The sequence below is a fragment of the Legionella stuttgartensis genome (assembly GCF_977063405.2).
The window spans coordinates 244,725-271,207 of the sequence record NZ_CDRUHA020000011.1; the positions used below are offsets into that span (position 1 = coordinate 244,725).

Sequence of the window (26,483 nt, forward strand, 5' to 3'; positions counted from 1 at the left end):
GAATATCCAAAACGAAACTGAGAAATGCAATTCGTGCGAATAATGTTGAGCATACCAAAACTACAAATAAATTTAAGATTCATTGAATGAGTTAAAGACAACCTACTAGCTATGCGACGATATGGATCCATGAGAATCAGGCCTATTCATGATTTTATTTATCTGTGGATCTTTATATAAATTAGCACGAATATTGGCAAAGGTAGTTGAGGTAGGACTATTAAATGCAGCTCTCAACGAATGAACCTGCGTGTTTTCATCAGGGGCAGGGTCCATTTGAGAGATTTTCTTAATTTCAATGATGCTTTTTACAATATTCGATTCATTATTATAATCTATTTGTCTAAGAATATTCCTTAACTCTTTAATATAGAGAGGAGAAGTATTTTCTTCATTATAAAATAATGGGTCAGATAATAAATTGTAAATTGCGTTTATATTTGTGCGTCTATCCAGAGGGTCAATCTTCATAACATTAAGATGTATTCTCGAGGTGTTGGATTCATTAGAAGTAGTGGTTTGACTTAAGCTTCTTATGTATTTTAGACCGTCCAGAAAAGCCATATGTGTTGCATCATATAACTTCAATGATTTGTTTAATTTATTGCAAATCTCAACAGAAGTTAACTCAAGGTGTTCCCCTTTATTGGGATCAAAAAATGAATAGGTATTATCAGAGTTCTTTTTGATTAACATGGAGTGCCCCACCATTCTTCCAAATGATTTACTAAAAGCCATAAATTTTATATAAGTACCAGCTTCAAGTTCATCTAATTTTTTGGTGAATAAGGCAGGATTCAGCTGTTGTCCATCCTTACTTACATCTGATGAAGAAAAGAGCGAGTAAGGATATATATTTAACATGTAGGCTTTTAACTTTTCAAAGTGACTGCTAGTCTCCAAAATATGACTACCTAATACCCAGTTAGTATTTAATTGATATACTCCTGCCAATAACCGAATATCATTTAAATTTGAGGGTAAGATTCTGTTAAAACCACTGTCATCTACAGAGTCACTTTGAGAAGATAACCCCATTAGATCTTCTTTAATAATGTAATTGCAAATTAATTCACAAAGACCTGAAAATCTTAGGCGAGCGCTATTCAGTGATTGATAATTACTATCTTGTTGGAGTTTTGCAATAAAATCAGCTTGGTTATAATATTTTTTTACGGGCGCAGTAGGTGGGGTGGGGCTACTCCCCATTTCTTTTTCATCATAATTGGAAACAATTTTTTGGGTTAAAAAATCCAAAACATTTTTAAAGGATTCCATATTTTCTTCACTTATTGACTCATGCTCTTCCTTATTTTGTTCAAGAAAGTCATATAACTTATGGAGTATTTCAGTTTCGTTTTCTTCAAGAGATGTAGTATTTTTGTAATTTAGTAGTGCAGATAATAGTTGTGGCTTCAATTCATTCAAAAGAGGAGTGGATTTAATATAAGTATCTATAAAATATAATAAATTTTGCTCCGGGCTCGTATTTTTGGCTAACTCTTCTTTTAATCTGAGTTTAACGAGTTCTAGCGAGGAATTATAAATCATTTCAAGTTGAGCGGGCTCCCATATTTGTTCATCTTTTTTATGAAACTCATGCTTCATTTCTTTAAGTACTCTGAGCATTCCAGGGAGATCATTTTTGGATTGCGCGTCACTTAATAAAGTAAGATAGGAACTTTTTATTCGTTGATTTCTTTGTAATAATTTCTCAAGCTCTACCGCGCTGTTGTCTGAAATTTTTTCTCGGTCAAAATCAACTGAAGTAATGCTGATATTATTTTGTAAACTATCACATAAATCTTGGACAGAATTGAAATCATTTTCGATCAAATCAAGATGAACCAGTGTATTATTGTGTGGAAGTGCTTCACTCAAATACTTTAATCCTGTATTACTTATTTGATTTCTTCGTAAAACTAAAGTAGTTAGTGATTTGTTACTTGGAATTCCAGCTGCTAAATGACGAAGCCCTTCGTCGCCCATGGAGTTAGCCGTTACATTTAAAGATTTAATCGAGGAACTGTTTTTAATGATTTCAGTAGCTATAGGATATTGTGTAGGGCCAAACCCATTTGAGGATAAATCCAAATCGGTCAAGGAAGGATGTTTGCCCAAAACTTTAGCTAAATACTGTAATCTCCCAGGAGTAGAGGCATCTAATCCACAGGAGGATAAATTTAATCCTGTTAAATTTTTATTCTTGTTTAAGCCATCGGTTAAGTAATCTAAATCGTAGTGCCCAAAGGTGTTCATGCTCAGGTTTAATTTTTTTAAAGACTTGCTCTCAGTCAAGAGCTGCGATAAACCTGTATCAAGTTGTAAATAGGAGTTGCTTAGGTCAAGTGCTTGAAGCGATTCGTGTGTACTTAATATTTGGAACAAAGCGTTTGTACTTAGTCCAAGATTACTACCAGCAAGTCTTAATAATTTAAGACTTTTATTTTCCTTTAGGGCGAGTATAATTTTATAGAATCCCATATGATCAAAATGAGTATAACTTAAATCAAGTTCTTTTAATGTAGTATTAGACTTTAACATTTCTGCAATAAAAGTAGCCTCTGTATTTTCAATGGGATTATTTCTTAAATCCAAAGTTTTTAAATGTGTATTTTTAGATAAAGCAGAGGCTAATAGCTTTATAAACTCACAAGTTACCTGATTTTCAGGTAAGTTTTTACACCATAAATATTCTACCTTGGAATTATCCGCTAACGTTTGTATCGCCCATTGCCATTCGCGAAAATCCTTCGCAAGAGAAGATAAGTCAAGCACAGAGCTTGTTTTTTGTAAGCTTTTTAGCCTGGGATCCTCATGTAAATAAGAGGAATAATAATGGCGTATGAGTGACTCAAAAAGCGCTATTTGTACAACAAACATGGAGCTCTCAAAAATAATAAGTTTAATATACAGTATAGATGAATCTAATGTTTTTTATTTTGTAGTAATCGATTAGTAGGCTACTTGCTTGCCAGACATGGGCGTTTCTCGCTTGGCGTTATAATCTCAATTCTGATGATATCAATCGACTATACTAAATGATAATGCTATAGGATTTGGAGTTGTACCGATCATGGCAAGAGCAAAAGTTCAATCAAGTAACGATCTCCCATTCCAGATAATGGTCTGTGGAACCAACAATTCTGGTAAAACAAAACTATGTAATGCATTGCGAGGTGGGAGTTCTACGGGGAACGTACATACTTCTTCTATTGATATGTACGACACACTAATTGAAGATGGAGCTAAACTTAGATTGCTTGATTTCGCAGGATCATACGAGGGAGTAGCTCCATACATAAGAAAACATTACGTTGAACAATCACAAATTTGTGTGGTCTGTGTCGATAGACAAAATTCGCATTCATTTGAGGTTGCTAAAAAAGCTGTCGAAGAAATTCGCGAATTCGATCCTGGAATTCCTATCGTTATCGCTCTTACTAAAGAAGATCAAAATTTGGGTTTACATGACTATGAAATACTAGTGAAAGATAGGGAACTTAGAGCGCTTGAAGAAAAATATGGCCTCGAAGGCTCTATCAAAACCAGTGGAATAAATAATAAGGAGGGGACAGTAGAATTGCGAAGTACACTGCTCAAACTTAGAGAGGAGATCATTGTTAAGGAAGAAAAAGAAGTGCCTGATATTGAATCCATAGAAGAATATTTCCCTGAGACCGAATCCTTGGACGAAGTAAAAAAGAGAATGCATAATTTATCTGTACTCGTTAGTAACGCTCGGATTGAGCTGGCGGCGGATGCTGCTTTGGAAAGTAAAAAATCTGCTGCTGATGATCTTGCTGCAAAAAAATCAATGGATGTAGTGTCTGAATTTTCAAAAAAATTAACTGAGATAACAAAAATTCCGGATCAGATGAGGGGGGCATCAGATACAGAGAAGAGGGATGCCATGCTTAAAGCATATGAAGGAGCACTTAAGGAGTTTGCTCGCGAAGTCAAGTCCGACGTATTCACAATCCATCCTCCAAAAAATGTGAAGCATGTCTTAATAAGAATAGTGCGTGCGGTGCTTCTCAGGAAATTGTATACCGATGATGAAAAGGAAGAACTGCAGCGCGTTAAACACCAAACTGACTTCAAAAACCGACTTCAGAAAGAAGAGGGTCGATATAAGGAAAAAGATAGCAGCAAGGAACAACAAGCAGAAAAAAAGGACAATTCTGCATTAGATTCTAATACGCCTTGAATAGTTAACACATAGCTGAGCTATGCGCACATACTATAATTCCATGAGTTATTTCATCACAGAAATGGAAAAATACGATTACATTGTTCTATAAAGTATGTTTTCCATAGGTTCAGGTGTCTTGGTAGAGACTAATTGCGGTGTATTATACTTGGTAGTGAACTCGCTTACCTTAAACATATAACCAGTACCAGTCTCATTTTTCACCATCTCGACTTTTGCTTTTATTTCGGCGATCGGAACTATATTGTTTTCTGTTTCGCCTGTAACTTCTCTACCACATTGCTCCATGGTTTTCGCCAGCTCCTCATCATTAAGCTCTATTAAAGAAATACCATCACTAGCCATCGCAAAAATTCGTTGAGGACTACTTGTGTCAATAGGATCCGCATAAGAACAGGAGAGGATTTTCAAATTAACTGTTGCATAGAGTGAACCGTTACTACTCTTTTTAGACCAATTAATGTGTCCAATAGTACGTCCACGTTCTAAGCCTTGGATATCCCCCTCAACCAACTTAGTTGTATTAGTAAATTCTTGCAAGAGGCTGCCATGTAAAAATTGACCACCAAAATGATAAAGTTTATTCGCTCTTGAATGAGGTGTATCAATCTTATCACCAGCAAAATTTTGTATGGCTTCAATGAGTACCCTGTCTTTATGATCATCCACATTCCCCGGAATAATCGCAGCACCATATATTGTTACCCCTTTTCGGACAATATCTTTAATAACCGTAGACTTATCGCTCGTTTCTTCTTCTTGGGTAGAGGTTTCTATATCATAAAGTACTTGTGATTCCTTAAGCTCACTTTGGCTATAAGTAATTTCGCTGCAGGGGATTTCACCTTGAGCATGAAGATTGGCCAATTCATGATGACTGATTAAGGTATTATGGGTTTTGACAAGTAAACGAAATAAAGCAGAGTTTTCAGGTATTGAACATTGAGCATCTTTTTTCTCTGAGATACTTTCGTTCGCTTTCTTCTGTTCAATACCAATGTTTTGAGAGGTTTGATAACGATTTTCATCTAACCAGTGGGCAAAGGAAACTTTTTTAGAATCTGCGTTAGTAACAGTTAACTGTTCTAAAACGTGCAACGCGTCAGTCAATTCACCAATAGTCATTGGCTGACGATCAAGTGCTATCAGATTAAAAAAGTGATTAACTGCTGTTAAGCCACCGCCGGTTTTAAAAAAACTCTTCTCTTGACCTCTATTAATCAACTCCCTTAAGTTACCCCATTCCTTTGCAATGTGTGCAAGTGCGGTATGCTCTGTTTTCATATCATTGTTTCTCATAAAAATTGATCATTATGCTTATTTTATGATATAAAAATTAAGTCTATATTAAATTGAAGATGTTCATCTCAGGACCTGATATGAAAAAAACTCCTAACCTCATCTAATTTAAGAATATTTTTTTGTCTTCTTGACAGAATTATTCCAAGATTAAATTTAAATTATAAGGAAGTTTGACGATCATTCAGTTGTGTCTGCTCTGAATTTGCTATTTTAAAAGGGAGAATAATATGTTTTTTAACCAAGCACCCAAAAGAACTATCGAAGATGAAAAAGTACATTGTTTTTTCATTCCCATCGTGGAACAAATAAAAGCAAGTGATTACAATAAGACATATGTCTGGAATTTGGCGAAAGAAAACAATATAACACGCAAATTTTATTCTTCACCCGAGGAGCTCGCTCGCAGGGAAGCAGGACGATTGGGGCCAAGCGCTGTCTTATCTTGCTATAAAGTCTTATTGAGCGAAGCGCAACACCAACAATTAAGAGCAGTTAGCGGTAGAGACAATGTCTTTCTGGGTTCTTTGAATTTTAGCTACTCTGATATTGAAAGCATGATCCATTTTATTCAAGGCCAGCAACAGGAACATGCGAACCCTTTCTATGAACAGAATACCATTTTAACGCAACCGGTTTGTGCTGCTTAACTAATAAAACGAAAATTTATTACGAGCCTACAGAAAGTACCAAGTTTGGGGTATCCTCTTCACATCCTGGCTGGATTGTAACTTCATTAATTCGGGCAACCCAGTCAGCCACGGTACGCACTAATAATCCTTCCAAGGTTTTAGCTGGTGAAGTATCCATTTTAAGAATAAGATTATTATTAATCAAAATATAACAAATAAGACGACAGGCTCCGGTGCGAATATCAGGATTTTTGTTTTCCAGCAAGTTTTTATTTTTAACTGAATCGATAAGTTGATATAGCATGTCCTTATCCATTGCTGAAATAAATTTTAGGAGGCCGTTTAATGCAGAGACGCATGTCATTGGAGATGAGCTAACTAGAGTTTTTTCAAATGGGTATATCAGGGATATCTGAGTTTTTTTATCCATAAAAGGGGAGAGAGCTGCTAAACAATCTAGAGCGTTACTACGGGTTATCTCATTTTGACTATCGAGTTTACTTTGTAGGTCATTAATAAGCTTTTTCAGCGTATTTTTATTTATTTTAGAAGCAAATGCTATTAAACAGTGGCATGCTGCATGCCTGACATCTGAATTGGGTGCATCCAATTTGCTTTGTACGGGTTGTACAAGGTGTTCCAGTATTTTGGGGTCAATTCGAGAAGCTGCTGCTCCTAAAAATTTTAATATAGCTTTAGATTCAATAAATGTACTACCAATTAATTCTTTTACTAAATCAATCAGATTATTCAGTGTTTCTTTTTTCATGCTGGTGGCAAACTTTGCCAAACATTCGAATGCTACTTCGCGGACTCGTTCATTTGCGTCATCCAGTTTGGTTTTTATTATATTTATAATGTCTTCTGGATTTTTCTCACCCTTTGTAGAACATAACGCTACTAAATAATACAAGGTAAAAATTCGAACATTAAAATCGGGATCATTACTCATTTGTTTTATTAGCTCAGTAACAGGGTTTAGCATCTCTGTTTTAATTCGCGGTGCGAACGTTTGGAAACAGTGTAAGGCTGCACTCCGAACAGAAAATTCATGGTCATTAAGTGCATTTTTTATGGAATCAATTAGGTGCCCCTCAATTTCTTTTTCCAATACAAAAATAAGTTGTTTTAAACAATCCAATGCATGAGTTCTTACTTTCGGATTGTCGTCCGTCAGTGTTTGCTCTACTAAATTGATAAGTTCTTCCTGCATCTCTTCATCCATTGCGGGAACAAGTGTGGGTAAATAGCTTAAGGTAATACATTTAATATTCCATTTATCATTTCTAAGTTTATTCTTAATAGAATCGAGAAGGCTGAGGCGTAGCTCCGTGGTCATGCCAGAAGAACATGCTGACAAACATTTGGCTGCCGCTAGTGAACGACTAAATGAAGGAACATCAAGTTGTTTTTTTACTGGCTTGATAAGGAGTTTCAGTGAACTCTTTTCCATGGTAGGGACCAGCTTGGCGAGGCAATTTAATGCCTCTATACACACGTACTCCGGGTTTTCTTTCATTAAATGGGTACCAGCACTATCCATAATGTCTTTAACTAAATTGACCAGAGGTTCAAGAGTTTCCTTTTCTATTTTAGGCGCTAAGGTTGCTAAATAGCGAAACGCGCCTACAAACGGTCCTTTTTTGTCATCCAGGTGTTGCTTAACTGAGTCTAAAAGGGGCGCCAATGTTTGGCTGTCCAATTTGGTGGTCAGTATGGATAGGATTTCATTTATCGCGCCAGTAAGCAAACTATCGTTATAAGGGAGTATACTAATTAGCGGATCAACTAAAAGCGTGAGCGTTTTTTTATCTACCTTGTGGGCTAAGACTGATAAAAATACTATTGGGCTAAAATATAGCTCAGAATCTGAGGATTGCAGTATACTCTTTAAGTCATCAAATAAGGACTCCAGATCGTTTTTAATCACTGTTTCAATTAAAACCTTCCTTAAAACGGATAGCTCAAGGAAATTATGCACAGATAATGTATCGACAATATTTAAAGAGGGTAGTTGGACTTTATTTATCGCTGCTATGAGCTTTATCCCTTGTATTAGTTGCTGGATGCTTAAATTGGGATTATTTAATAGAGTTGCCAATTTTCTACCTAAATAGGATAGATGTCGGGGATCCATTTCTGTTAAGGTATTTTCAGAATCGATCAGGGTGCTTAATATCTTGACTTGGGCAGGATAAAATTTAATGCCCTCTTTGTGAAACAAAGCAAGTTCAATTGCTCGTTGATGTCTTTGAGTCCGTCTCTTTGGAGCATCATTTGCTAACCATACCGCTAAGAAATCCTGTGGAGTATCCATCTGAGAATACAGATATGTGGCTACTTCAAGTGGAGATTTTTTAAAGAATTTAGAACCATAAGACAAAGAGTTACCTCCGGTTGATAGTATGCGATGTAAGGGGTAAATATATATATCGCTGGGCTTTCACCCAGCGGGTCATACCCTCATCAAGAATAACGCTTTGCAGTAAATGAAGCTTGACCGAATATACTAGCGGCCAATTCTTCATCGGATATGCTGGTATCTTCGTTTGATTTATTGACCTTTGTTTCAAAGAGTCCTGGTGAATATGTGGAATTTGAAACGGTTTTGCTCTTTTGCTTACCTTGAGCAAATTTTGATTCAAATAAATCGAGCATTGTTCGTGCGTTGACATCATAGGGGTTACTATCGTTTTGAACTGCATAATTAAACGCTTTATGATTAGGATTGAGCTCAATAATTTTCTTAACTACCGCTATGGATGGGTGCTCAGGATCAGCTCCATGCTTAATTAAAGCACCAATTAGCCTGGAATCACCACCTCGCAATAGTAAGTAAGCAATAGGATTAACCGCGCAATAAATCGGTATGCCTGAATAGGTTTTAATGTAGAAGGTATTGTTAAACTCAACATGATGCTTTTTTAATATTGTTAGATTACGCAATGTTTTTTGGTGGGCGTAACTTTGGTGTATGGCAGCAAATACAGGGGACCAACCTTTCACTGTGGTAATGAAAGATGCCAAACCATCAGTGTTGTTCAACGCTTGTTTCAAGCTATACGTATCTCCTGAAAGCAATGATTCTTGCAATATGGCATAACTTCTTGAACTTAGAATATGGTCCTTTATGAGTTTTGCTGCTGCATGAAACTGTTGGGATAGAGCAAAAAAAAGAGGGGTACTATTTTGAAAGCATGCATTTTTAGTATTAGCCCCATTGTTAAGAAGGCATTGAACAACTGCTACTGCATCTAAAGAGTCACGATTAGAGCTGGATAATTGATTATTTATAGCGCGGTGCAAGGGTAGTTTTTTCATATTGTGATCAGGTATATCGGGGTTGGCACCCATATCAATTAATCTTTGGACTATTTCAACATTTTTACCATATTCGCAAACCAAACCTAACATGGTATGGCCATTGTCATCAAAAGCGTTAGCAGCCATATGAACTAATTTAGAGGGGTATTTTTCTGGGTGAAAAGATTCTAATATTTGTAGCCAATTATTCTTACCGTGATAAGGAAAAAAAGACATGATTTCCTTTAATTGCTCGATTTGCTCTACCGAAAGCTGCTCGTGACTGTCTATATAATTTTTTGAATTATTGAAATAATAACGCTTCATAATAAGTCCCTGTTCTTGTTTTTATTATTTTGCAGTCATTATATACACTAGTTCATAATTTTTGAATTTAAAAAGAGCAAAGGGTCCATCATTTTCAAAGACTGTGACTAATTAACAATCAGGGAACGTTCAGAAGTTCTTTTATTTGGGAAAAACAATAGATAGCGCGGTTGGTATGATTCAAAATGCGACAATCAATATGCATTCATTCGCTTATTTAATACTAATACTCTTTCCCTCTATAAAAGAGTATTAGTTAATAATTCAGTGTCTTAATCTATGCGCAGTATTAAAGCAAATCAAAACGATCTGCGTTCATGACCTTCACCCAGGCAGCAACAAAATCTTTTAGGAATTTTTCTTGGTTATCATCCTGAGCATATACTTCGGCATATGCGCGAAGAATCGAATTGGAACCGAAAACAAGATCTACTCGAGTAGCTGTCCACTTAAGAGCCCCAGTTTTGCGGTCACGAATTTCATACAAATTATTAGCTATTGGATTCCATGTGTTTGCCATGTCAGTAAGATTGACAAAAAAGTCATTGGTTAGAGCTCCTTCGTGTTTGGTAAAAACACCATGCTTCGTATTGCCGTAATTTGTGCCTAACATTCGCATACCGCCAACAAGGACTGTCATCTCAGGAGCGGTGAGTCCCATTAGTTGCGTGCGATCGAGCAAGAGCTCTTCTGCACTGACCGAGTAATCTTTCTTAAGCCAGTTACGATAACCATCATAAAGGGGTTCGAGCATAGCAAAGGAGGCTGCATCAGTCATCGCATCAGTTGCATCACCTCGTCCAGGAGCAAAGGGAACTGTAATATTAAACCCAGCGGCTTTAGCCGCTTTTTCGATACCAACATTACCGGCAAGTACAATCACATCAGCCACACTAACACCGGATTCGGAGGCGATATTTTCGAGAATGCTCAGTACTTTTCCAAGTCGTTGCGGCTCATTACCTTCCCAATCTTTTTGTGGCTTCAATCGGATACGTGCTCCATTTGCCCCTCCTCGCTTATCTGAACCACGGAAGGTTCGCGCACTGTCCCATGCAGTTGAAACCATTTCACTAATACTGAGACTACTAGCGGCTATCTTCTGTTTGACCGCATTTACATCATAATCGCTCTTACCTACAGGCACTGGATCTTGCCAAATTAAATCTTCTTTCGGAACATCAGGGCCAATGTAGCGTGATTTTGGCCCCATATCGCGATGAGTGAGTTTGAACCAGGCTCGAGAGAACACTTCAGCAAAATAATCAGGATCTTTGTAAAAGCGCTCAGCAATCTTTCGGTATATGGGATCCATTTTCATGGCCATGTCCGCATCGGTCATGATTGGATTATAACGAATAGACGGGTCTTCAACATCGACAGGTTTATCTTCTTCCTTGATATTAATCGGCTCCCATTGGTTGGCACCCGTCGGACTTTTCTTTTGTTCCCACTCATAATTAAGAAGTAAATAGAGATATCCGTTATCCCATTTTGTTGGGTGTGTTGTCCATGCACCCTCAATACCGCTTGAAACCGTATTACGACCAATACCTCTACTGATTTTGTTAAGCCAACCAAGACCTTGATCTTCAATATTTGCTGCCTCAGGAGCAGGTCCTAAACACTTTGCGTCACCATTACCATGACATTTGCCAACAGTATGACCTCCAACAGTAAGCGCGACAGTTTCTTCGTCGTTCATTGCCATACGTGCGAAGGTCACGCGAACATCCTGAGCTGTTCGAAGAGGGTCAGGATGTCCATCTACCCCCTCTGGGTTTACATAAATTAATCCCATTTGCACTGCTGCTAGAGGGTTTTCCAGCGATTCACGGTTTTTGTCAGTATAGCGCTTAGCACCCAACCATTCCTTTTCAGAGCCCCAGAAAATGTCTTTTTCGGGATGCCAAATATCTTCGCGACCAAAACCAAAACCAAAAGTTTTAAGCCCCATAGATTCATAAGCGATAGTGCCTGCTAATGCGATCAAATCTGCCCAACTTATCTTGTTGCCATACTTTTTCTTGATAGGCCATAACAAACGACGTGCTTTATCTAAGTTCACATTGTCAGGCCAAGAGTTTAAAGGCGCAAATCGTTGGTTACCCGTACCAGCACCACCACGACCATCCGCCTCACGGTATGAACCCGCTGCATGCCAGGACATCCGAATCATCAAACCACCATAGTGCCCCCAATCAGCAGGCCACCATTCTTGACTATCAGTCATCAATTTATATAAATCGTTCTTAAATGCTGGAAAATCCAGTTTTTTGACTTCTTCACGATAATTGAAGTTCAATCCCATTGGATTAGTTTTGGTATCATGCTGATGCAATATATCGAGGTTCAAGGTATTGGGCCACCAGTCTATATTCGATATGTTTGAGGAAGTAATACCACCATGCATTATTGGACATTTACTCGTTGTATTCACATTGTTCCCATCCATAACTCGTTCCCTCAATACTTTGTTAATCAAAATTTTAACTATAGTCCAAGAGATTAGTCTAAGCAATCAACGCTGCTATGTCTTAAGAAGGACATTAAGTTAAGAATATTTTTCTATATTCTGTCTACGTCCCGCGACGTGTTCGGGGTGATCCTGCTATGAAGCCTACATTCATTGGTTTCCGCGAACACGTCACGGAACGTAAGTTCTAGGTAAACAAGCTTAACTTAGTGCCATTAGACCATGTTTCATCTGCTTCAACCCTTGTGCCACTTTTTCTTTACTTAAGGCATAGCAAAGACGTACAACATGTTTTCCTTTATCCGGATTTAAATAAAAAGAGCGTCCAGGAACCACGGCAACTTTGGCCTGATCCAATAACATGCGTGCCATAGTGGCATCATCTTTAATGCCCATGCGTGAAAAATCAGCCATGATATAATAAGCGCCCTGAGGAACGGTGACTTCAAAACCAATCTCACGTAACTCACGAACTGTATGATCACGTTTTTCTAAATAGGTTTGACACATTTTTTGATAATAAGTTTCTTGTAATTTGAACGCATCGATCGCCGCATATTGTAATGGGGTTGCAGGGCACACATACAATAAATCTTGAATCAAGGCCATTTTTGCAATTATATGTGCTGGACCACTGGCATAACCTAAACGCCATCCCGTCATATTATAGGTTTTTGAGCATCCTGAAATCGTAATCGTGCGTTCTTTAAAATTTTTTAAACTGGCAAACGACACATGTGTATAACCAGGATAAGTAATATATTCATAAATTTCATCAGTAATAACGGCTAAATTATAGTGTTCTGCAATTTCGCCAATCGCTAATAATTCCTGCTCAGAAAAAACTTTGCCACAAGGATTACACGGTGTGCAAATGATAATTGCACGGGTTTTAGGAGTAATCGCTTGTTCAAGGTCAGCGATTTGAATGCTTAAATCATGCAAATTAATAGGGACCGCTTTAACATTAACTTGATACAGCTCCAAAATATTTTTGTGGTAGCCATAGAACGGTTCAAACAAAATAACTTCATCTCCTGGATTAAACAAAGACATCGCCGCACAGACAAATGCGCCAGTAGAACCGTGGGTCGCCAGAATTTCTGTTTCGGCATGAACCGGGATTTTATTAAACGTTTGAATTTTATCGGCAATAGCATGGCGTAAATTGAATACCCCTTCACAAGCAGAGTACACATTTTTTTCCTGTTCAATCGCACGTATAGCCGCTTGTTTGATAATCTCAGGTGTGGGTAAATCACAAATACCCTGACCTAAATTGATGCCGCCAATTTTTTCACACTCCGTGCTCGCCGCACGAATACCCGATTGACGCAAGGTTTCACTCACTTGACTCGTTTTCAGCATGTTGTTAGTTCCTTTTGATTCTTCGTCCTGCAGAAAAAGAAATTCCTGCCTCGTTACTGCTTTTTACTAAATCATTGCAATCGTTTAGTACACTCATTCACAAAAATTGAGGTGGGAAGGCAAGGATACCATTTAAAATTTATACGCCCAAAATATTTAGTTCGATATGAATATGTTATTTGAGTTTCCAAAATTTATTCTATATATTTGTCCTCATTTTGAACTTAGGGGCCAAACAATGTTCTCGAGAAAAGAAATAAAATTAGAAAAAGTTGGGATTAGGTTAACAGAAAATTCCCATTTCCCAGGCAGGCTTGCACCTTATTTTGTGTTCGGTATTGACCACCATGGAATTGGTAATGGAATAGATAATATTCAATGGTTTGCTACGCGTATATTTGCTTACAATGATTTTATAAATTCTGCTGAATGGAAAAACCTGCATCCCAAGGTGATGATGTTAATGTCGTCTTCGAGCGACTGCGAATTCTGTTCTAACGAGCTAAAAAAACCAGAGGATATTCTTCGCGAATTGCACAAAGTATTTGAGTCTCCCGTGCTCGATCAATTTATAGAAACGCTGGATAAGAGGGTTGATATCTCCGAGGCAATCAATTCGGGTATAACGCTTCACAGTAGCCCCAAAGGAAAGCAAGTAGTGGAAGCAAAAAAACAAGCGATGGAACAAGAAAATCCAACCGCTATTGAAAAAGTAACCTTGTCGTAAGAATTTAATGGATTTGGTAAAATCGTTTCTTGTATCTTAAGAAACGATTTTATGGGCTAAAAATCTAACGTCGGGTGTGCATCCAATCTTACTCATACTACTCTAATAACATTAATAGATTAGAAGTCGATATTGGACTCTATTTTCTTTTAGTTAAAGTGGTTGGCGTAATCTTACCAACCTCTTCTAATTCATCCTGACAAACAGTCCCAAGTTTATCCCTAAAAAAGCGCCGTGGAAAATATACTACGGGTTCTGGCCTACTTTCCTTTGTACTGCGTTTCTCTCTCTCAAATTGAAATGGGAAATGTGATTTAACATCAAACATTTTTTTGTCTTTTTCCAATCCTTTAGAAAGTTCTTTGTGTTGTTCCATAGATAATGCTTCTTGGAGCGCAATAGGTAACACTTCAATAGAGTTTTGGAGGTTACCTGGACAGTTTAAATTTTGTAATAACTCCCACTTTTGGGGATCTGTTTCCTTGAGGTTAGGATCTAGATTTTGTGTTAACTCGTTATTCAACGCAATGAGTGATGAATGCGCTAACTTCAGAATAACTGTTTGTCGTTCAACAGGAAGAGTACGAAACAATACAACCATCTTATTTGTATATTCAATGTCTTCGTCATGATGTATCACTTCAACACTTCTGCGCTCTAAATATTCGACTAATTTAATTTCATCAACACTGTTGCATAGCATGAGTTTTAGATATTCAGTATCACCATATGCACTGAACTTCACATTTGGATTTGGAAAATAAGCTCCCAGCGATCCGTCTTCCTTAATTTCCCTAGCTCCAACAATTCTTTCCGGAGCTAAATAAGGTAGCATATATTCCATGGCTGCTTCTGCATTACTTCTTTCAACCCCTTGAGTTTGGCGAACTTTGCCATCATATCCAACACCAAAACTGATGTGACGCGCAATAGAAGCAGCTTCATCACAAGAATAAACATAAATAAGTCCATTTTGTATACCGTAAGTGGCTGCAAAATCAAACGCTGCACAAAATTTTATATTGGCGGAAGTTGAAGTTATCCCACCGGACCAGCCCACTTTTTCGCCTGTGGTCTTGTATACATCATTGACGTAAGGCTTACTAATCACACCAGTTTGGAACGCCCATACACTGACAAATTGAGGCGCCAATCCTTCTTTAAAAGCTACAGCTGGTTTTCCATAATCCCCATCAGGCCGTATTGTTCTAAACTGCATTTGACCGTCCCGTGCAACAAATTCAGCTTGATATTCCGGGCCTTCCAAGGTTTGCTTAATGAAATTAACTCTATTTTTTCTAAACTCTGGTGAACTAACCATTAATGAATTAGCTAAAGTATTTACAATATTTTTTGCATCTTTTATAAATTGTTGTTGGTCTAAAATGTTTTTAGGATGATCAATTTGTTCACCTTTCTTTTTTCGTTGGTTAATATCTTTTGCTTCATCTGAAGCAAAATAGTTTGCTACATTTTTCTCATATTCGTCATATTGTTTAGGATTTCCACTTGCTAAACGAATTGCCTCTTTTGCATCTAGTTCCGCTTCATCAAAATTTGAAATTAAGTTAGTTCCTGCAGATAAAATTTTACTCTTTGCCATTAATAACTTATCAAAATAATCATACAATTCATCCACAAGTTTATTTAGTTTTTTTGTGTCTTCTTCAGAACTTGATTTATTCCAATTATCGATTTCCTCAGGTTTATCATGAATTAATTTAAGTGCTTTAAATTTTATTTCTTCTAATTTTTTATTATCATTTTTGTAGGTAATGGATTCTTGAGCTAATTTTAATAATTCAACCCGTTCTTCAAATTTTAAATTCTTCATAACATACTCAGATTAATTAGATTAGATAATGGTATAATAAAAATATTAAGGATTGATTAAATAATGAGCTCGATGGATAGATAAAGCGCGTTCACTGTCTATTTAAAGGCAACGTCAAGTTTTAATAGGGTGGTGTTGGGGATGGGTTTGAAATCATGAGAATGTTTAAAAAATGGACAATTTACTATTTAGATGGATGGGAGTTGCAATGAACTATCATGATATTAAACGATATTCCGAATACAGTTGACCTGTGACGTAAAATCGACCCTTTTGTCATCTTTATATTTTTGCAACACGACCATTAATTTGATATGGATTACCGCCTGCGGGGGAATGTCATCAATATAGAACAAGTAAGTTGGGCCTAAGCCCAACCTCATTTGTTGTTCTGCAAGAGACAATTTTTATTAGATTAAAGACCGAGAGTCATACGTGCATCCAAATCTTGTTCTATACTGTTTTTAACAAAGTCTCTATCTTCTCTACCGACCCAGAAAAAAGTGTGTTGACGGTTTTTAAGAAAAAATGCATCTTGGTCTTTTCTATATTTAGTCACAAATTCGGGTACCTCTGGAGATAAAGTTCTCGGCCCTTTCTCAGTAATAAATTCCTTTTTAGCATTCCAACTGTTGTCGTTGTTCACAGCTTTTTTAAATTGTTGACGAACCGCTCTGATTACAACTCGATCCTCTGGAGTTATTGGATTGGGTTGAATTAATTCTTGGTCGCGATCTTTTTTCCATAAGTAATAAAAAAGAGGGGAAAATGGAAGCAAAACGACAGAAACAACAGCCACAAATATACCGTTTTGATACCACTTCCTGTTATTTACTTGCTCTTGATAGAGTCTTTGCATATTAGGTTTGATAAGCTCTTCTTCGCTTTGCGTGAGTTCGATTGCGTTTCGACCTATACGAACTCGTAGGAGATTATCCTCTAACACGTTCACGATTTGGGTTCTTCTCTGTTTTTTTAGCTCATCAGGGGATGTATAGATGTTCCCCACAGTAGGATCAATTTGTTTCATCAATCGATTTAAGTCGTTACCTGCATTCACATAAGAATTATGTATGCCTACTCGAAATTTTACTAGAGGATCATCACTTTTCAGTGCCGCTTGATATTCTTTATCCTCTTCGGCCCAAATAATCTCGCATTCTTTTTTCTGCTTTTGGAATTTTAATAGCAGATGATCCAGATATCGCGCTGCATAAATTTTTTTTGAACTTGTATCAAGAGCCTGGTGTATCTTTTTTTCCAATAGCTCTTGAGTATTTTGTTTTAACGCGTCATCGATCTGATCTTTAAGCAAAAAGGGTACAAATTCTTTTGCCATGAATATCACTCCATATTTAGTAAATAAAAACGATTTTTAGTACTGTTCCTGGAGCGCATGATAACTAAATGATCAATAAATTGATACATTGACAAAAACGACGTTTATCAACCTCATGATCCTCTTTATTTTATTCACCAAAAGCCCATAATTGTTTGTTACGATCAATAACATACACCGTACCATCATCAGCAATAGCAGGTGATGAAACGCCACCAAGTACACTGCTGTTTTTATCCACATCATCAAGATTTAAAGAAAATGAATGGAGTCCTTCTTGAGCGTTTACATAAACACGATTCCCGGAGATGGCAGGGGATCCTAGTGCAGCACCAAGTGAATGTTCACTCATTTCAAATTGACGCAGCAATCTTCCTCCCGCATCTAAAGCTACTACCGATGTGCCTGCAGTAAAATAAATTTGACTAAGAAAAGAGGCCGGGGGTGATTGTATGGCTTGTCGCGCTTTATACCATGGTTTTAATAATTCAGAACCTGTTAACAGATCATAAAAAGCTAAAGTACCATCTTGCTGACCTGTTGCGACCATACTGCTTAAAAAAACAGCCGGGGAAGCTCTTAATCGTGGTTTTGCTGAACGCTTACTCCATAAAGGTTGGAATTGTCGATTTTGCCAACGAAATGCTGATAGTTGTTTGTAATTATCATCAACTACAATCACAGGTCTGGAAGAGAACGAACCAAAATCTGCAATAGCAATTGATGGCTCTGCCCACCCAAATAGTTGTTGTAAAGTCGGACCACCCCCGCTTGGTTCAAATTCCATACCATTGAGGAAATCCCAAATACCACCAAAAATACCGCCAAGAGTTACGCCTCCAGTAGTTTCAACAGGTGGGATGGGATATTCTGAAACGAAAACATTACTCACTACTTGACCTGTTTGATCGATAGCTAATAATTCCATTCTTGAGACAATTCTTGTGAACAGCACAGGAATAAAAATTAGTGGCTCTTGTGTATTCCATATTTTAGGTGATGATAAAGTATATCCATCTGTTATATTTCGATTTGGATTGATTGGAAAATTGAAAATCCATCGTAATTGCCCATTGGGAGTTAAGCTGTGTAGTTTACTGTGAGCTACATAAGAATAGACGGTGCTGCCTCCTCGATGATCACGCACTTTGGCTCTATGAGTAGTGATAACATAAATATTGCCATTCTTATCCACTGCTGGGCTTCCAGCAATGGTACAACCCCGTTGATCCAGCATTTTTTTCCATCTTATCGAACCAGTCGGCAAAACAGCCACGAGTTCACCCATTAAATTGCCAATATAAATGGTTCCGTCATTGCCAATGACTGGTGAAGCAAAGGCTACAGGACCTACTTCTACCTGCCATTTTGCAGAGGATACAGGCATATTAAAAAGCGGGGCAAACCCCTGGCTGGCTGCATTTGCTTGAAATTGATTCCAGTATGCCATTTTAGTAACTCCTTTTACTTTGAAACTACAATCTGCTTCGTTGATACTATGTTTAATATAGTACATTTGACTGTCAGTCGGTGTTATTAACTAACAATCGATCTATTTTTATATCAATTTATTTTTTAGAAAATGATATTAATAAATGGTTTTAATAGATCTTTTTAAGAGTCTGAAATTATAATTTACTCGTATAGAAATGAGCATTCATTGGAGGATATGACTCATGTTGATTCCTGAAATATCATTACTGGATCATCTTCCTGGCTACATTGGTTGGAAGGATTTAAACCGACATTATGTAGGCGCAAACAAAGCTTTGCTAGAATTTAAAGGTTGTACTGATGTCGAAGAAGTTGCTGGTAAAACAGATGAAGAACTGTCCCCTTATTCTATTGAAGAGAATCAAATATTCCATCAGCAAGATTTATGCGTATTGAACGGCGAAAAAGTATCTACCGTGCATTTAGATTCAAAAACTAATGACGTGTTTCTTTTAGAAAAAAGTCCTTTAACAGACCAAAACAATAACGTAACTGGATTGATTTATCATTGTCGTCCATGTCCTAAGAATGAGTTGTTTAGGCTGTTAAGTGAGTTCGATGAGCAATTGCATTTAAGTACCCATCATTACACGCTGAAGGGCAACGAAAATAAATATGCATTGTCAAACCGTGAGTGTGAATGTGTTTTTTTATTAATAAGAGGTAAATCCGCCAAAGAAATAGGGGCTTTGCTTTCTCTATCAACACGAACAATAGAGTCTTACATCGAACATATTAAAAATAAAATGGATTGTAAAAATAAAGCGGAACTACTGGTAAAAGCAGTGTTAAATGGTTATCACAATCTTATCCCGGCTCGATTAAATCAGGCTGCTATTATAAAGTCGCTTTAATGCGACGGATCACCGTATAAATACGGTAGTTGAAGCGGCTCAGAATTTTATATTATTTTTACGAATTTAACCGCATCATTTAAGGAAATCCACATGCGCCAGTTATTGATTACAGTGTTTATTTTTGCTTTTTCTCAAACCGCCTCTTGTGCACCCGTCTTCGAAGTTGTTCCTCTTGGAGTTTATGGTGGTATGAAAGATGGAAATTTATCTGCTTATTTGTTAAAGACAATCGAGAGCGAAAATTATGTGGCTCTTGATGGGGGGACTTTGGTGCATGGGCTTGCAGTTGCAGTCGATAAACAATCGATGCGTAATAAAAATGTTGAAGATTTGCTGCAAAACCATATTCCAGCGTACCTCATTTCTCACGCTCATCTTGATCATCTTATGGGGCTTGTGATGGCACAACCCGAACTGCGAGAGCAGCAAACAATTATGGCACGCGAAGAAACTATGCAGGCATTGCAAAAGAATGTTTTTAATTGGTCCGTGTGGGGGAATTTTGGCGATAAAGGAGAAATTCCACACTTGAATTATCAGCACTATCAAACGATGCCATTACTCCAGTGGGTTGCTATTCCTAATACTGAACTGCATGTCAAAGCGTTTCCTTTGAGCCATAGTGGTATGCCATCCAGTGCTTTTTTAATTCGTTATAAGACTGAATACATCTTATATTTTGGTGATACTGGCGCTGATAGTATTGAACAATCGACAAGCATGGAGAGTATTTGGAACGAGATTGCGCTACTCATAAGAAATAAGCAACTGCACGCTATCATGCTCGAGTGCTCATTTTTAAACTCTCAACCCGATAACAAATTATTTGGTCATTTAAAACCAAACTTATTTATGTCTGAGTTACGGCAATTGGCGTCGATTGTTGATCCATTAGACTTAAGAAACTCTCTACGGGGATTGCCAGTTGTGGTTACTCACATCAAACCCAGATTATCAGACTTTTCAAATGCTAAGGACGATGTAGGAATACAGGTTATAAACGAACTGTCCCAGGAAAATGATATTGGCGTAGAATTAATTAAACCTAAGCAAGGTGTAACGTTAAATCTATAATCGATGCAAGTTAGCGACAGTAAGACTGGGCTGATAAGCCCAGCAAACCAATGTGACGAGATAAGGCTATTTGACCTAGGGTACGTCATCTTTTTATGCAAAAGATTTTTTAATGTTCAATATTGATGGCAATAATACATTGCTCCCTAAATTCACGCCATTCCTGCGTGGGCGGGAATCCATCTTACAAACATAGTAAGGAATTACTTTGATGATAGATTCCCCATGCGCGGGAATGACACTATAAACAATTTGTCCATTAAAAACCCGAAAAATTGTTCAAAAAAATACGATATCTTGGATCAGTTGAATCGATTAATAAACCGGTTCCACTAGGGTCAATTGATAATTACTATTCAATTCATCCAGTGCACTCTTTATACATTCTTGGCTTGCAGAGAGTCCGTTTTGGTCGCTTAGAAAACCAAGCATCCTCACTGCGTTCGAATAGAATAAATTCATAATACTCTGGTGTTTGAAGACAGGGTGCAATAAAGCTCGTTGTAAATAATCGCTCTTCGATTCATTATCCCAATCATCTCTCTTCATTACCGTTTCGATGATTTGTTGGGCAACTATTAAGCTTATGACTTCTAATTGTTCTCTACTATATGTATCCATTAAACGATCAAGTTCATTAGTTAAATGATTAACTAACTCGATATGAGCTGGTGTGGGTTGAACTAATGTTATTGGTGATAAATCTAAGAACTTTGCTCCAGTTAATTTGGTATTGTTCAAACGAACATGTGTTAAATTCGCGCCAATAAGAATGGCTCCACTTAAATCAGTACCACTTAAATCAGCTCGAGATAAATTGATTCCCCTCATATCAGCGTATTTTAAGTTGGCATATTTTAAATGGGCGTCACTTGCATCAACACCAATTAATCGCGCGTACTCCATCTTCGCATTCTTACCTTCTAACCAAACATGGGTAAGTGATGCCTGCTCGAGATTTGCTCTTGAAAAATTAATTTGATTTCCTTCTGGGGTGGTTTCATTAACCTTTGAAAAACAAGTCTGATCCAGATTGGCTCGATTAAGTCGGGCATCACCAAAATCAATTTCGCTATTAGGAGTACAATATGCATTACTAAAAATTGTTTCCTCTAAAATCGCGTGATTAAAGCGTACGCGACCAGAGAAAAAGGCTTTTCGCATACTCGTACTGATTAGCGAACTACGAGTGAAATCAACATTCTTTATATGGGAGCTCGATAAATTGCTCTCATTAATAAGTGAATCTGATAGAGATACATTATTTAACATGGATTGCGGTAGTTGGCTATTTGATAATTGTGATGCAATTAAGTTGGCATTTATTATTTTTGCTCTTGCTAAATACAACCCATTCCATTGTGCTCTTGCTAAATTTAGATTCGTAATGTCGAGAAGAGGGCCGTCCAAATAATCAATCGGAAGTAAGGCATAGGGTGCAGTATTATGTCGAGCTAGTTGACTGCACGTCTCTTGATTCAAAAGGCGACTCAATTCAACAGAAAGGTTATTGTCCGCGTCTGATTTTAATAAGTTAATTTTTGCCATGGAGTGTTTAAGCAATAAGTATTGATATCTATCTTTAGGCTGGCTACCTTCTCGTTGGCCAGGGTGCTGTGTGATGGCTTGGGTAATTGTGGTTAAAGTCCTGTTTGGGAGTGCAATGATATCTTTTGCCGAAGCAAATGCTGTATAAAACAAAAATTCATCCAAACTCAACGTAGTTTCTTGTGCTTTTATAGTTAGTTTCTCAATTAATCCCAGTTTATAAAACAAGGCCGAAATCGGCACCAAACTTTTAGATGCTCTTAAAAAGAGTGCAAGTGTATCCAGCGGTACATGAATATTTTCATTCGAAAGGGCAGGTATTTTATACCCTATAAATTCAATCAATTTATTGAGCGTTATATTGATCCCAACCTGTCGCTGGGGAGCGGTGTGGTTGTATTGATTAAGTAATAAGTCCAATATGGATAATCTTTGTAGGGGATTTTGAATTCGATCTTGAATAATATTTAATATAAACGTGTCAACTCCCTTTTGCCTTCGTATGAATTCCCCACACCAATAATTAAATTCAATGAGTGATTCAATCGTGGATAATTTATTTCTTAGCTCGCATTTAATTTCGTCAGGAATCGGTCCATCAGGGCCTACAACAGCATTAAGCATTTTATTAATTTCCTCAATTGATTCAAATTGAGAAACAATTTCTTCAAGAAGGGGCTGTGTAAGTGAATGTGTCATTTATAATATTCTCCAAGCAATATGGGTCACTATTGTGCATTTTGCTGTCGTATTATTCAATGTCTTTACTGATACTTCAAAGCTGCTTTTAGGTTGAGAAGAATGTTGAATGGTACTTGGCTGCGGTCTCTTAAGCTAAAGAGGTGCTCAAGAGGCAACTGCCAAGCAAATAAAGTATGCCTGGTCGCATTAAATGTATACCTGCGACATGTTAGTGGGAGCGGCACTTAAATGACTATCTGTTTGTTGCGTTTCAAGTTTCCAGAACATATCTCTGGATACAGATACAACTTGAAGTTTCTTTAAGGTTTTATTGTCTTCATCAATAAGCAAATCAATTAATTTTTCATTGGAACTCGCTTGCGGGCGGCGCATAGCGGCATATTTTGAAGATAATCTTACTTTTTCATTTAGGGGCTTAATCTCAGTAAGATAGTAATCCAATCGTTCCTCAAGAAGTTCGTTTGCATCGAATGATCTCAAATAGTTACTTAGACACAGATCTGCATCCAGCTCAAGAAACACTTTGATATCCAATTTTGAACGTAATTGTTCATTTAAAAAAATATCAGCCCCAAAAATAATGATATCGCCCTGGGCATTGTCGATAGCAGATAATAGTAAATCGAGCGATTCATAAGCAGAACTATCAATCAATTGAGTCTTCTCTTTATTTAATAGAGAATAACATTGTTCACTGAACGCCTTAAAATCACTACCTATAGGTCCACAAACCGCTAGAATTGTCATTGCAATCACCATGATGGATAAAAAAGCGGCAAGTATACTTTGTTGTTAACCAATTTGAAATCATTAAGTCGAAATAGGTTGGTCCTTTTGACTCAATTTGTGATGATAAAGTTGCACATTTTTAAGAAAAAAGGAAAATGAGAAAAAAGTCTATGAGGTAATCTTATGAAGTTAATTGTTTTTGGTGGTTTACCTGGGACAGGAAAAACGACAATTTCTAAAATTATTGCCAAGCGCTTAAAAGCGGTTTACTTACGAGTAGATACTATTGAGCAGGCCTTAATTAACATAGACGGTTATCCTGAGGAATTGATAGTAGGCTCAGAAGGGTATTTAATCAGTTATGCAGTAGCTCGAGAGAATTTGGACCTGGGTTTAAACGTCGTGGCCGACTCGGTTAATCCAATAGCGATAACACGCCAACAATGGCAGCAGGTAGCAAAACAAACTGAAGCAGATATTATCGAGATTGAACTAATGTGTTCCGATGAGCAAATACATCAAAGTCGAGTAGAAGGACGCGTTGCAGATATAGATGGCCATGAACTGCCCACATGGCAAGCCGTTTTGGATCGTAATTATGAACCGTGGGAAAGCAAGCAAATTATGATTGATACGTCCAAGTACTTAATCGATGAATCGATAGCGATCATTATGAATTTTATCACTTCTAAGCAAGCGTAAAACAAGTGCGATGGGTCATTTTACCCACACAAAATACAAAAAAAATTTTGTTTTTGAAGGTGATTCTCTATTTAATTTATTAGAATCGAATAAATTCGAGCTTTTTTTAGATATAATTAATCCTTCTCTAAGGAAAGTAGTTCTACGCATATGACATTAAAATTAACTATTCAAAATATGACTCATTTGAAAAATTAAATTTTTAGGTGACATAGATGATTTGAACAAAGCAAAAAAAACTTTATCAAACTGTACTATTGAGGAAGGAAAATCCATCGATTGGGAAGATATAGATGCTCCGCAAGTTTTTGCCTCTTTTGATATGAGTATTTTAGATTTATATAAGAACATTCAAGATCAAAGTGTTGCGCAAGTGATTTTAAATTTCATGGATGAAAATCAATTTATTATTTCACCTCGCAATCGTTATTTGCTGCAATATTGGGATTATGAAGCGACAATGATTGTTAGGGGAGAAAGTAATTACAAATCATGGAGGACGTACGAGTGTAGTCATCTTTCGTCGCCTATCTTATTGAATGCCATATTAGATGAATGTGAAAAGAAAAAATATGTACCTGGTTTTCAGCAATTATTTCAATTTCTTGAGCGTTCTGAAAAAATGAAAGGAGACTATTTGAATCCATCGCTCTATATTTGCACACCTTTTAAGCTTGCTTTTGAGGAAGTGCAACAATTTATCAAAATAAATGAAAATAATTTATTGGGTACTGAAAGTGACAGAAGAATACATGGCAAGTATCACTTATTTTTATTTGATAAAAAATTAACAAAAGTTTTTGAAGATTATGCATCTGAACAAAAAACTCTCCAGATATAATGCAAAAGCAAGCGTAGCCAGGGTGTAATGAAGTGAAACCCGGGTTTCGGTTCATTGATGGTAGGAGCCTTTGGAAACAAAACAAGCGACTACCGGATGAATTTGCTTGTTATAAAACAGGACGGTGATAGCCGCTTTTGCTTCCAAAACTTTATCGAATTATTATTGCAAGCATTGTTGATTTGCAAAAGCCTCTGCTTCAGAGCGAGTTTTATTCATACCCCCACTTGAATAGGCAAACTTGTAATTATCGATATAACATTGCAATGAGTTTTTAGTGTAAAACTTTGAAGCTTCGTAATCACTTATCTTCGTGGCAACGTTCTTCGCGTCCGATCTGGTTTTATTCATGCCATCGCTTGCGTAAGCGAATTTGTAGGAGGGTTTAAAAACGTTTAAGTAGGCTGCAGGGCAGGGTTTACTTATTATTAAGGTGGCAAATTTTTCTGCTCCAGACGATGTTTCATTCAAACCATCAGAGCTATAAGACCATTTGTACGCTTCTTGAAATACATCGCTCTTATTTCCACATGTGACATCATTAGGTGTACTTATGACGGCTTCAATTTGATTGGAGAGCTCTTCCGTCATTTTGCGTTGTTCTGGGCTTAATGAATACTCAGTATAATAAATTTGTTCTGCTAACCTGTATATTTTTTCATATAAACTAGAATTGCTTGTAGATGCCATGGCTGACATAGATAAAGAACCCAGTATTAATAATACTGATTTATTTATAGTTTTCATTATTTCCACCTATGTTTAAATTCAAAAATCCTAGCGCAGCTTAACAGGAAAGGAATGGTTTTTTAACTCAAAGAGTGTCGAAAAGAGAAATAATTTTGTGAAGATTAAACACCCTCATTTTCTTTAAAACGCATCAACGCTCGCTATGGCTTACCCATCTCAGTTGCTTCTCAAGGTGTGCAAATACTGCTACAATTCTAAGTGCTGCTGCAGTTTGTATGACGATTTAAGAAGCATCCTTCTAAATATCGCCCATTTGTCCATTTATCAA

General features: G+C 37.0%; 19 protein-coding genes. 7 read left to right on the forward strand and 12 right to left on the reverse strand.

Annotated elements, in window-relative coordinates:
• Positions 1-105: 105 nt before the first annotated feature.
• Positions 106-2,883, reverse strand: coding sequence for a leucine-rich repeat domain-containing protein (locus ACWTEW_RS03415; RefSeq protein WP_454780356.1), 2,778 nt, complete (start codon positions 2,881-2,883; stop codon positions 106-108).
• Between the two features lie 193 nt (positions 2,884-3,076).
• On the opposite strand from ACWTEW_RS03415, the gene ACWTEW_RS03420 reads away from it, so the two are divergent.
• The gene (locus ACWTEW_RS03420) at positions 3,077-4,210 is read left to right on the forward strand and encodes a GTPase domain-containing protein (protein WP_454780357.1); all 1,134 of its coding nucleotides are present in this window, start codon (positions 3,077-3,079) and stop codon (positions 4,208-4,210) included.
• Between the two features lie 78 nt (positions 4,211-4,288).
• Here the strand turns inward: ACWTEW_RS03420 and ACWTEW_RS03425 are convergent, their stop codons facing one another.
• Entirely contained in the window at positions 4,289-5,512 is a 1,224-nt protein-coding gene (locus ACWTEW_RS03425) for a hypothetical protein (protein WP_454780358.1), read from the reverse strand.
• Between the two features lie 230 nt (positions 5,513-5,742).
• Here ACWTEW_RS03425 and ACWTEW_RS03430 point away from each other — a divergent pair, with 230 nt between their 5' ends.
• Positions 5,743-6,162: a hypothetical protein gene (locus ACWTEW_RS03430; RefSeq protein WP_454780359.1), complete on the forward strand. Its 420-nt coding sequence runs from the start codon at positions 5,743-5,745 to the stop codon at positions 6,160-6,162.
• A gap of 19 nt (positions 6,163-6,181) precedes the next feature.
• On the opposite strand, the gene ACWTEW_RS03435 is transcribed toward ACWTEW_RS03430, so the two are convergent.
• From ACWTEW_RS03435 to ACWTEW_RS03450, 4 genes are all read right to left on the reverse strand, one after another.
• Positions 6,182-8,461 (reverse strand): HEAT repeat domain-containing protein, encoded by a 2,280-nt coding sequence (locus ACWTEW_RS03435; protein WP_454780360.1) that lies wholly within the window; start codon positions 8,459-8,461, stop codon positions 6,182-6,184.
• A gap of 149 nt (positions 8,462-8,610) precedes the next feature.
• A complete protein-coding gene (locus ACWTEW_RS03440) occupies positions 8,611-9,774 on the reverse strand; it encodes an ankyrin repeat domain-containing protein (protein ID WP_454780361.1) in 1,164 nt (387 codons plus the stop codon).
• A gap of 289 nt (positions 9,775-10,063) precedes the next feature.
• Positions 10,064-12,229: a catalase/peroxidase HPI gene (gene katG / locus ACWTEW_RS03445; RefSeq protein ID WP_454780362.1), complete on the reverse strand. Its 2,166-nt coding sequence runs from the start codon at positions 12,227-12,229 to the stop codon at positions 10,064-10,066.
• Between the two features lie 222 nt (positions 12,230-12,451).
• Positions 12,452-13,618 carry a pyridoxal phosphate-dependent aminotransferase gene (locus ACWTEW_RS03450; RefSeq protein ID WP_454780363.1) on the reverse strand — a complete coding sequence of 389 codons (1,167 nt, stop codon included), beginning with the start codon at positions 13,616-13,618 and terminating at the stop codon, positions 12,452-12,454.
• 238 nt (positions 13,619-13,856) lie between these two features.
• Between ACWTEW_RS03450 and ACWTEW_RS03455 the strand changes: the two genes are divergently transcribed.
• Positions 13,857-14,345: a hypothetical protein gene (locus ACWTEW_RS03455; RefSeq protein WP_454780364.1), complete on the forward strand. Its 489-nt coding sequence runs from the start codon at positions 13,857-13,859 to the stop codon at positions 14,343-14,345.
• 139 nt (positions 14,346-14,484) lie between these two features.
• On the opposite strand, the gene ACWTEW_RS03460 is transcribed toward ACWTEW_RS03455, so the two are convergent.
• The 3 genes from ACWTEW_RS03460 to ACWTEW_RS03470 all read right to left on the reverse strand — a co-directional run bounded on the left by ACWTEW_RS03460 (position 14,485) and on the right by ACWTEW_RS03470 (position 18,968).
• The gene (locus tag ACWTEW_RS03460) at positions 14,485-16,179 is read right to left on the reverse strand and encodes a hypothetical protein (RefSeq protein WP_454780365.1); all 1,695 of its coding nucleotides are present in this window, start codon (positions 16,177-16,179) and stop codon (positions 14,485-14,487) included.
• A gap of 415 nt (positions 16,180-16,594) precedes the next feature.
• On the reverse strand, positions 16,595-17,518 hold the full coding sequence (locus tag ACWTEW_RS03465; RefSeq protein WP_454780366.1) for a hypothetical protein: 924 nt from the start codon (positions 17,516-17,518) through the stop codon (positions 16,595-16,597).
• A gap of 130 nt (positions 17,519-17,648) precedes the next feature.
• A complete protein-coding gene (locus tag ACWTEW_RS03470; protein ID WP_454780367.1) occupies positions 17,649-18,968 on the reverse strand; it encodes an outer membrane protein assembly factor BamB family protein in 1,320 nt (439 codons plus the stop codon).
• 226 nt (positions 18,969-19,194) lie between these two features.
• Between ACWTEW_RS03470 and ACWTEW_RS03475 the strand changes: the two genes are divergently transcribed.
• Together ACWTEW_RS03475 and ACWTEW_RS03480 are read left to right on the forward strand one after the other, a co-directional pair.
• On the forward strand, positions 19,195-19,866 hold the full coding sequence (locus ACWTEW_RS03475) for a helix-turn-helix transcriptional regulator (protein ID WP_454780368.1): 672 nt from the start codon (positions 19,195-19,197) through the stop codon (positions 19,864-19,866).
• A 93-nt stretch (positions 19,867-19,959) separates the two neighbouring features.
• Positions 19,960-20,943, forward strand: a complete 984-nt coding sequence (locus ACWTEW_RS03480; RefSeq protein WP_454780369.1) for an MBL fold metallo-hydrolase — start codon at positions 19,960-19,962, stop codon at positions 20,941-20,943.
• Positions 20,944-21,258: 315 nt separating this feature from the next.
• Here the strand turns inward: ACWTEW_RS03480 and ACWTEW_RS03485 are convergent, their stop codons facing one another.
• Both ACWTEW_RS03485 and ACWTEW_RS03490 read right to left on the reverse strand, forming a co-directional pair.
• A complete protein-coding gene (locus tag ACWTEW_RS03485) occupies positions 21,259-23,190 on the reverse strand; it encodes a pentapeptide repeat-containing protein (RefSeq protein WP_454780370.1) in 1,932 nt (643 codons plus the stop codon).
• Between the two features lie 189 nt (positions 23,191-23,379).
• Positions 23,380-23,940: a nucleoside/nucleotide kinase family protein gene (locus ACWTEW_RS03490; RefSeq protein WP_454780371.1), complete on the reverse strand. Its 561-nt coding sequence runs from the start codon at positions 23,938-23,940 to the stop codon at positions 23,380-23,382.
• Between the two features lie 165 nt (positions 23,941-24,105).
• On the opposite strand from ACWTEW_RS03490, the gene ACWTEW_RS03495 reads away from it, so the two are divergent.
• Together ACWTEW_RS03495 and ACWTEW_RS03500 are read left to right on the forward strand one after the other, a co-directional pair.
• Positions 24,106-24,624, forward strand: coding sequence for a P-loop nucleotide/nucleoside kinase family protein (locus ACWTEW_RS03495; protein WP_454780372.1), 519 nt, complete (start codon positions 24,106-24,108; stop codon positions 24,622-24,624).
• Positions 24,625-24,844: 220 nt separating this feature from the next.
• Positions 24,845-25,465, forward strand: coding sequence for a hypothetical protein (locus ACWTEW_RS03500; protein ID WP_454780373.1), 621 nt, complete (start codon positions 24,845-24,847; stop codon positions 25,463-25,465).
• A gap of 162 nt (positions 25,466-25,627) precedes the next feature.
• On the opposite strand, the gene ACWTEW_RS03505 is transcribed toward ACWTEW_RS03500, so the two are convergent.
• A complete protein-coding gene (locus tag ACWTEW_RS03505; protein WP_454780374.1) occupies positions 25,628-26,212 on the reverse strand; it encodes a hypothetical protein in 585 nt (194 codons plus the stop codon).
• Positions 26,213-26,483: the final 271 nt, after the last annotated feature.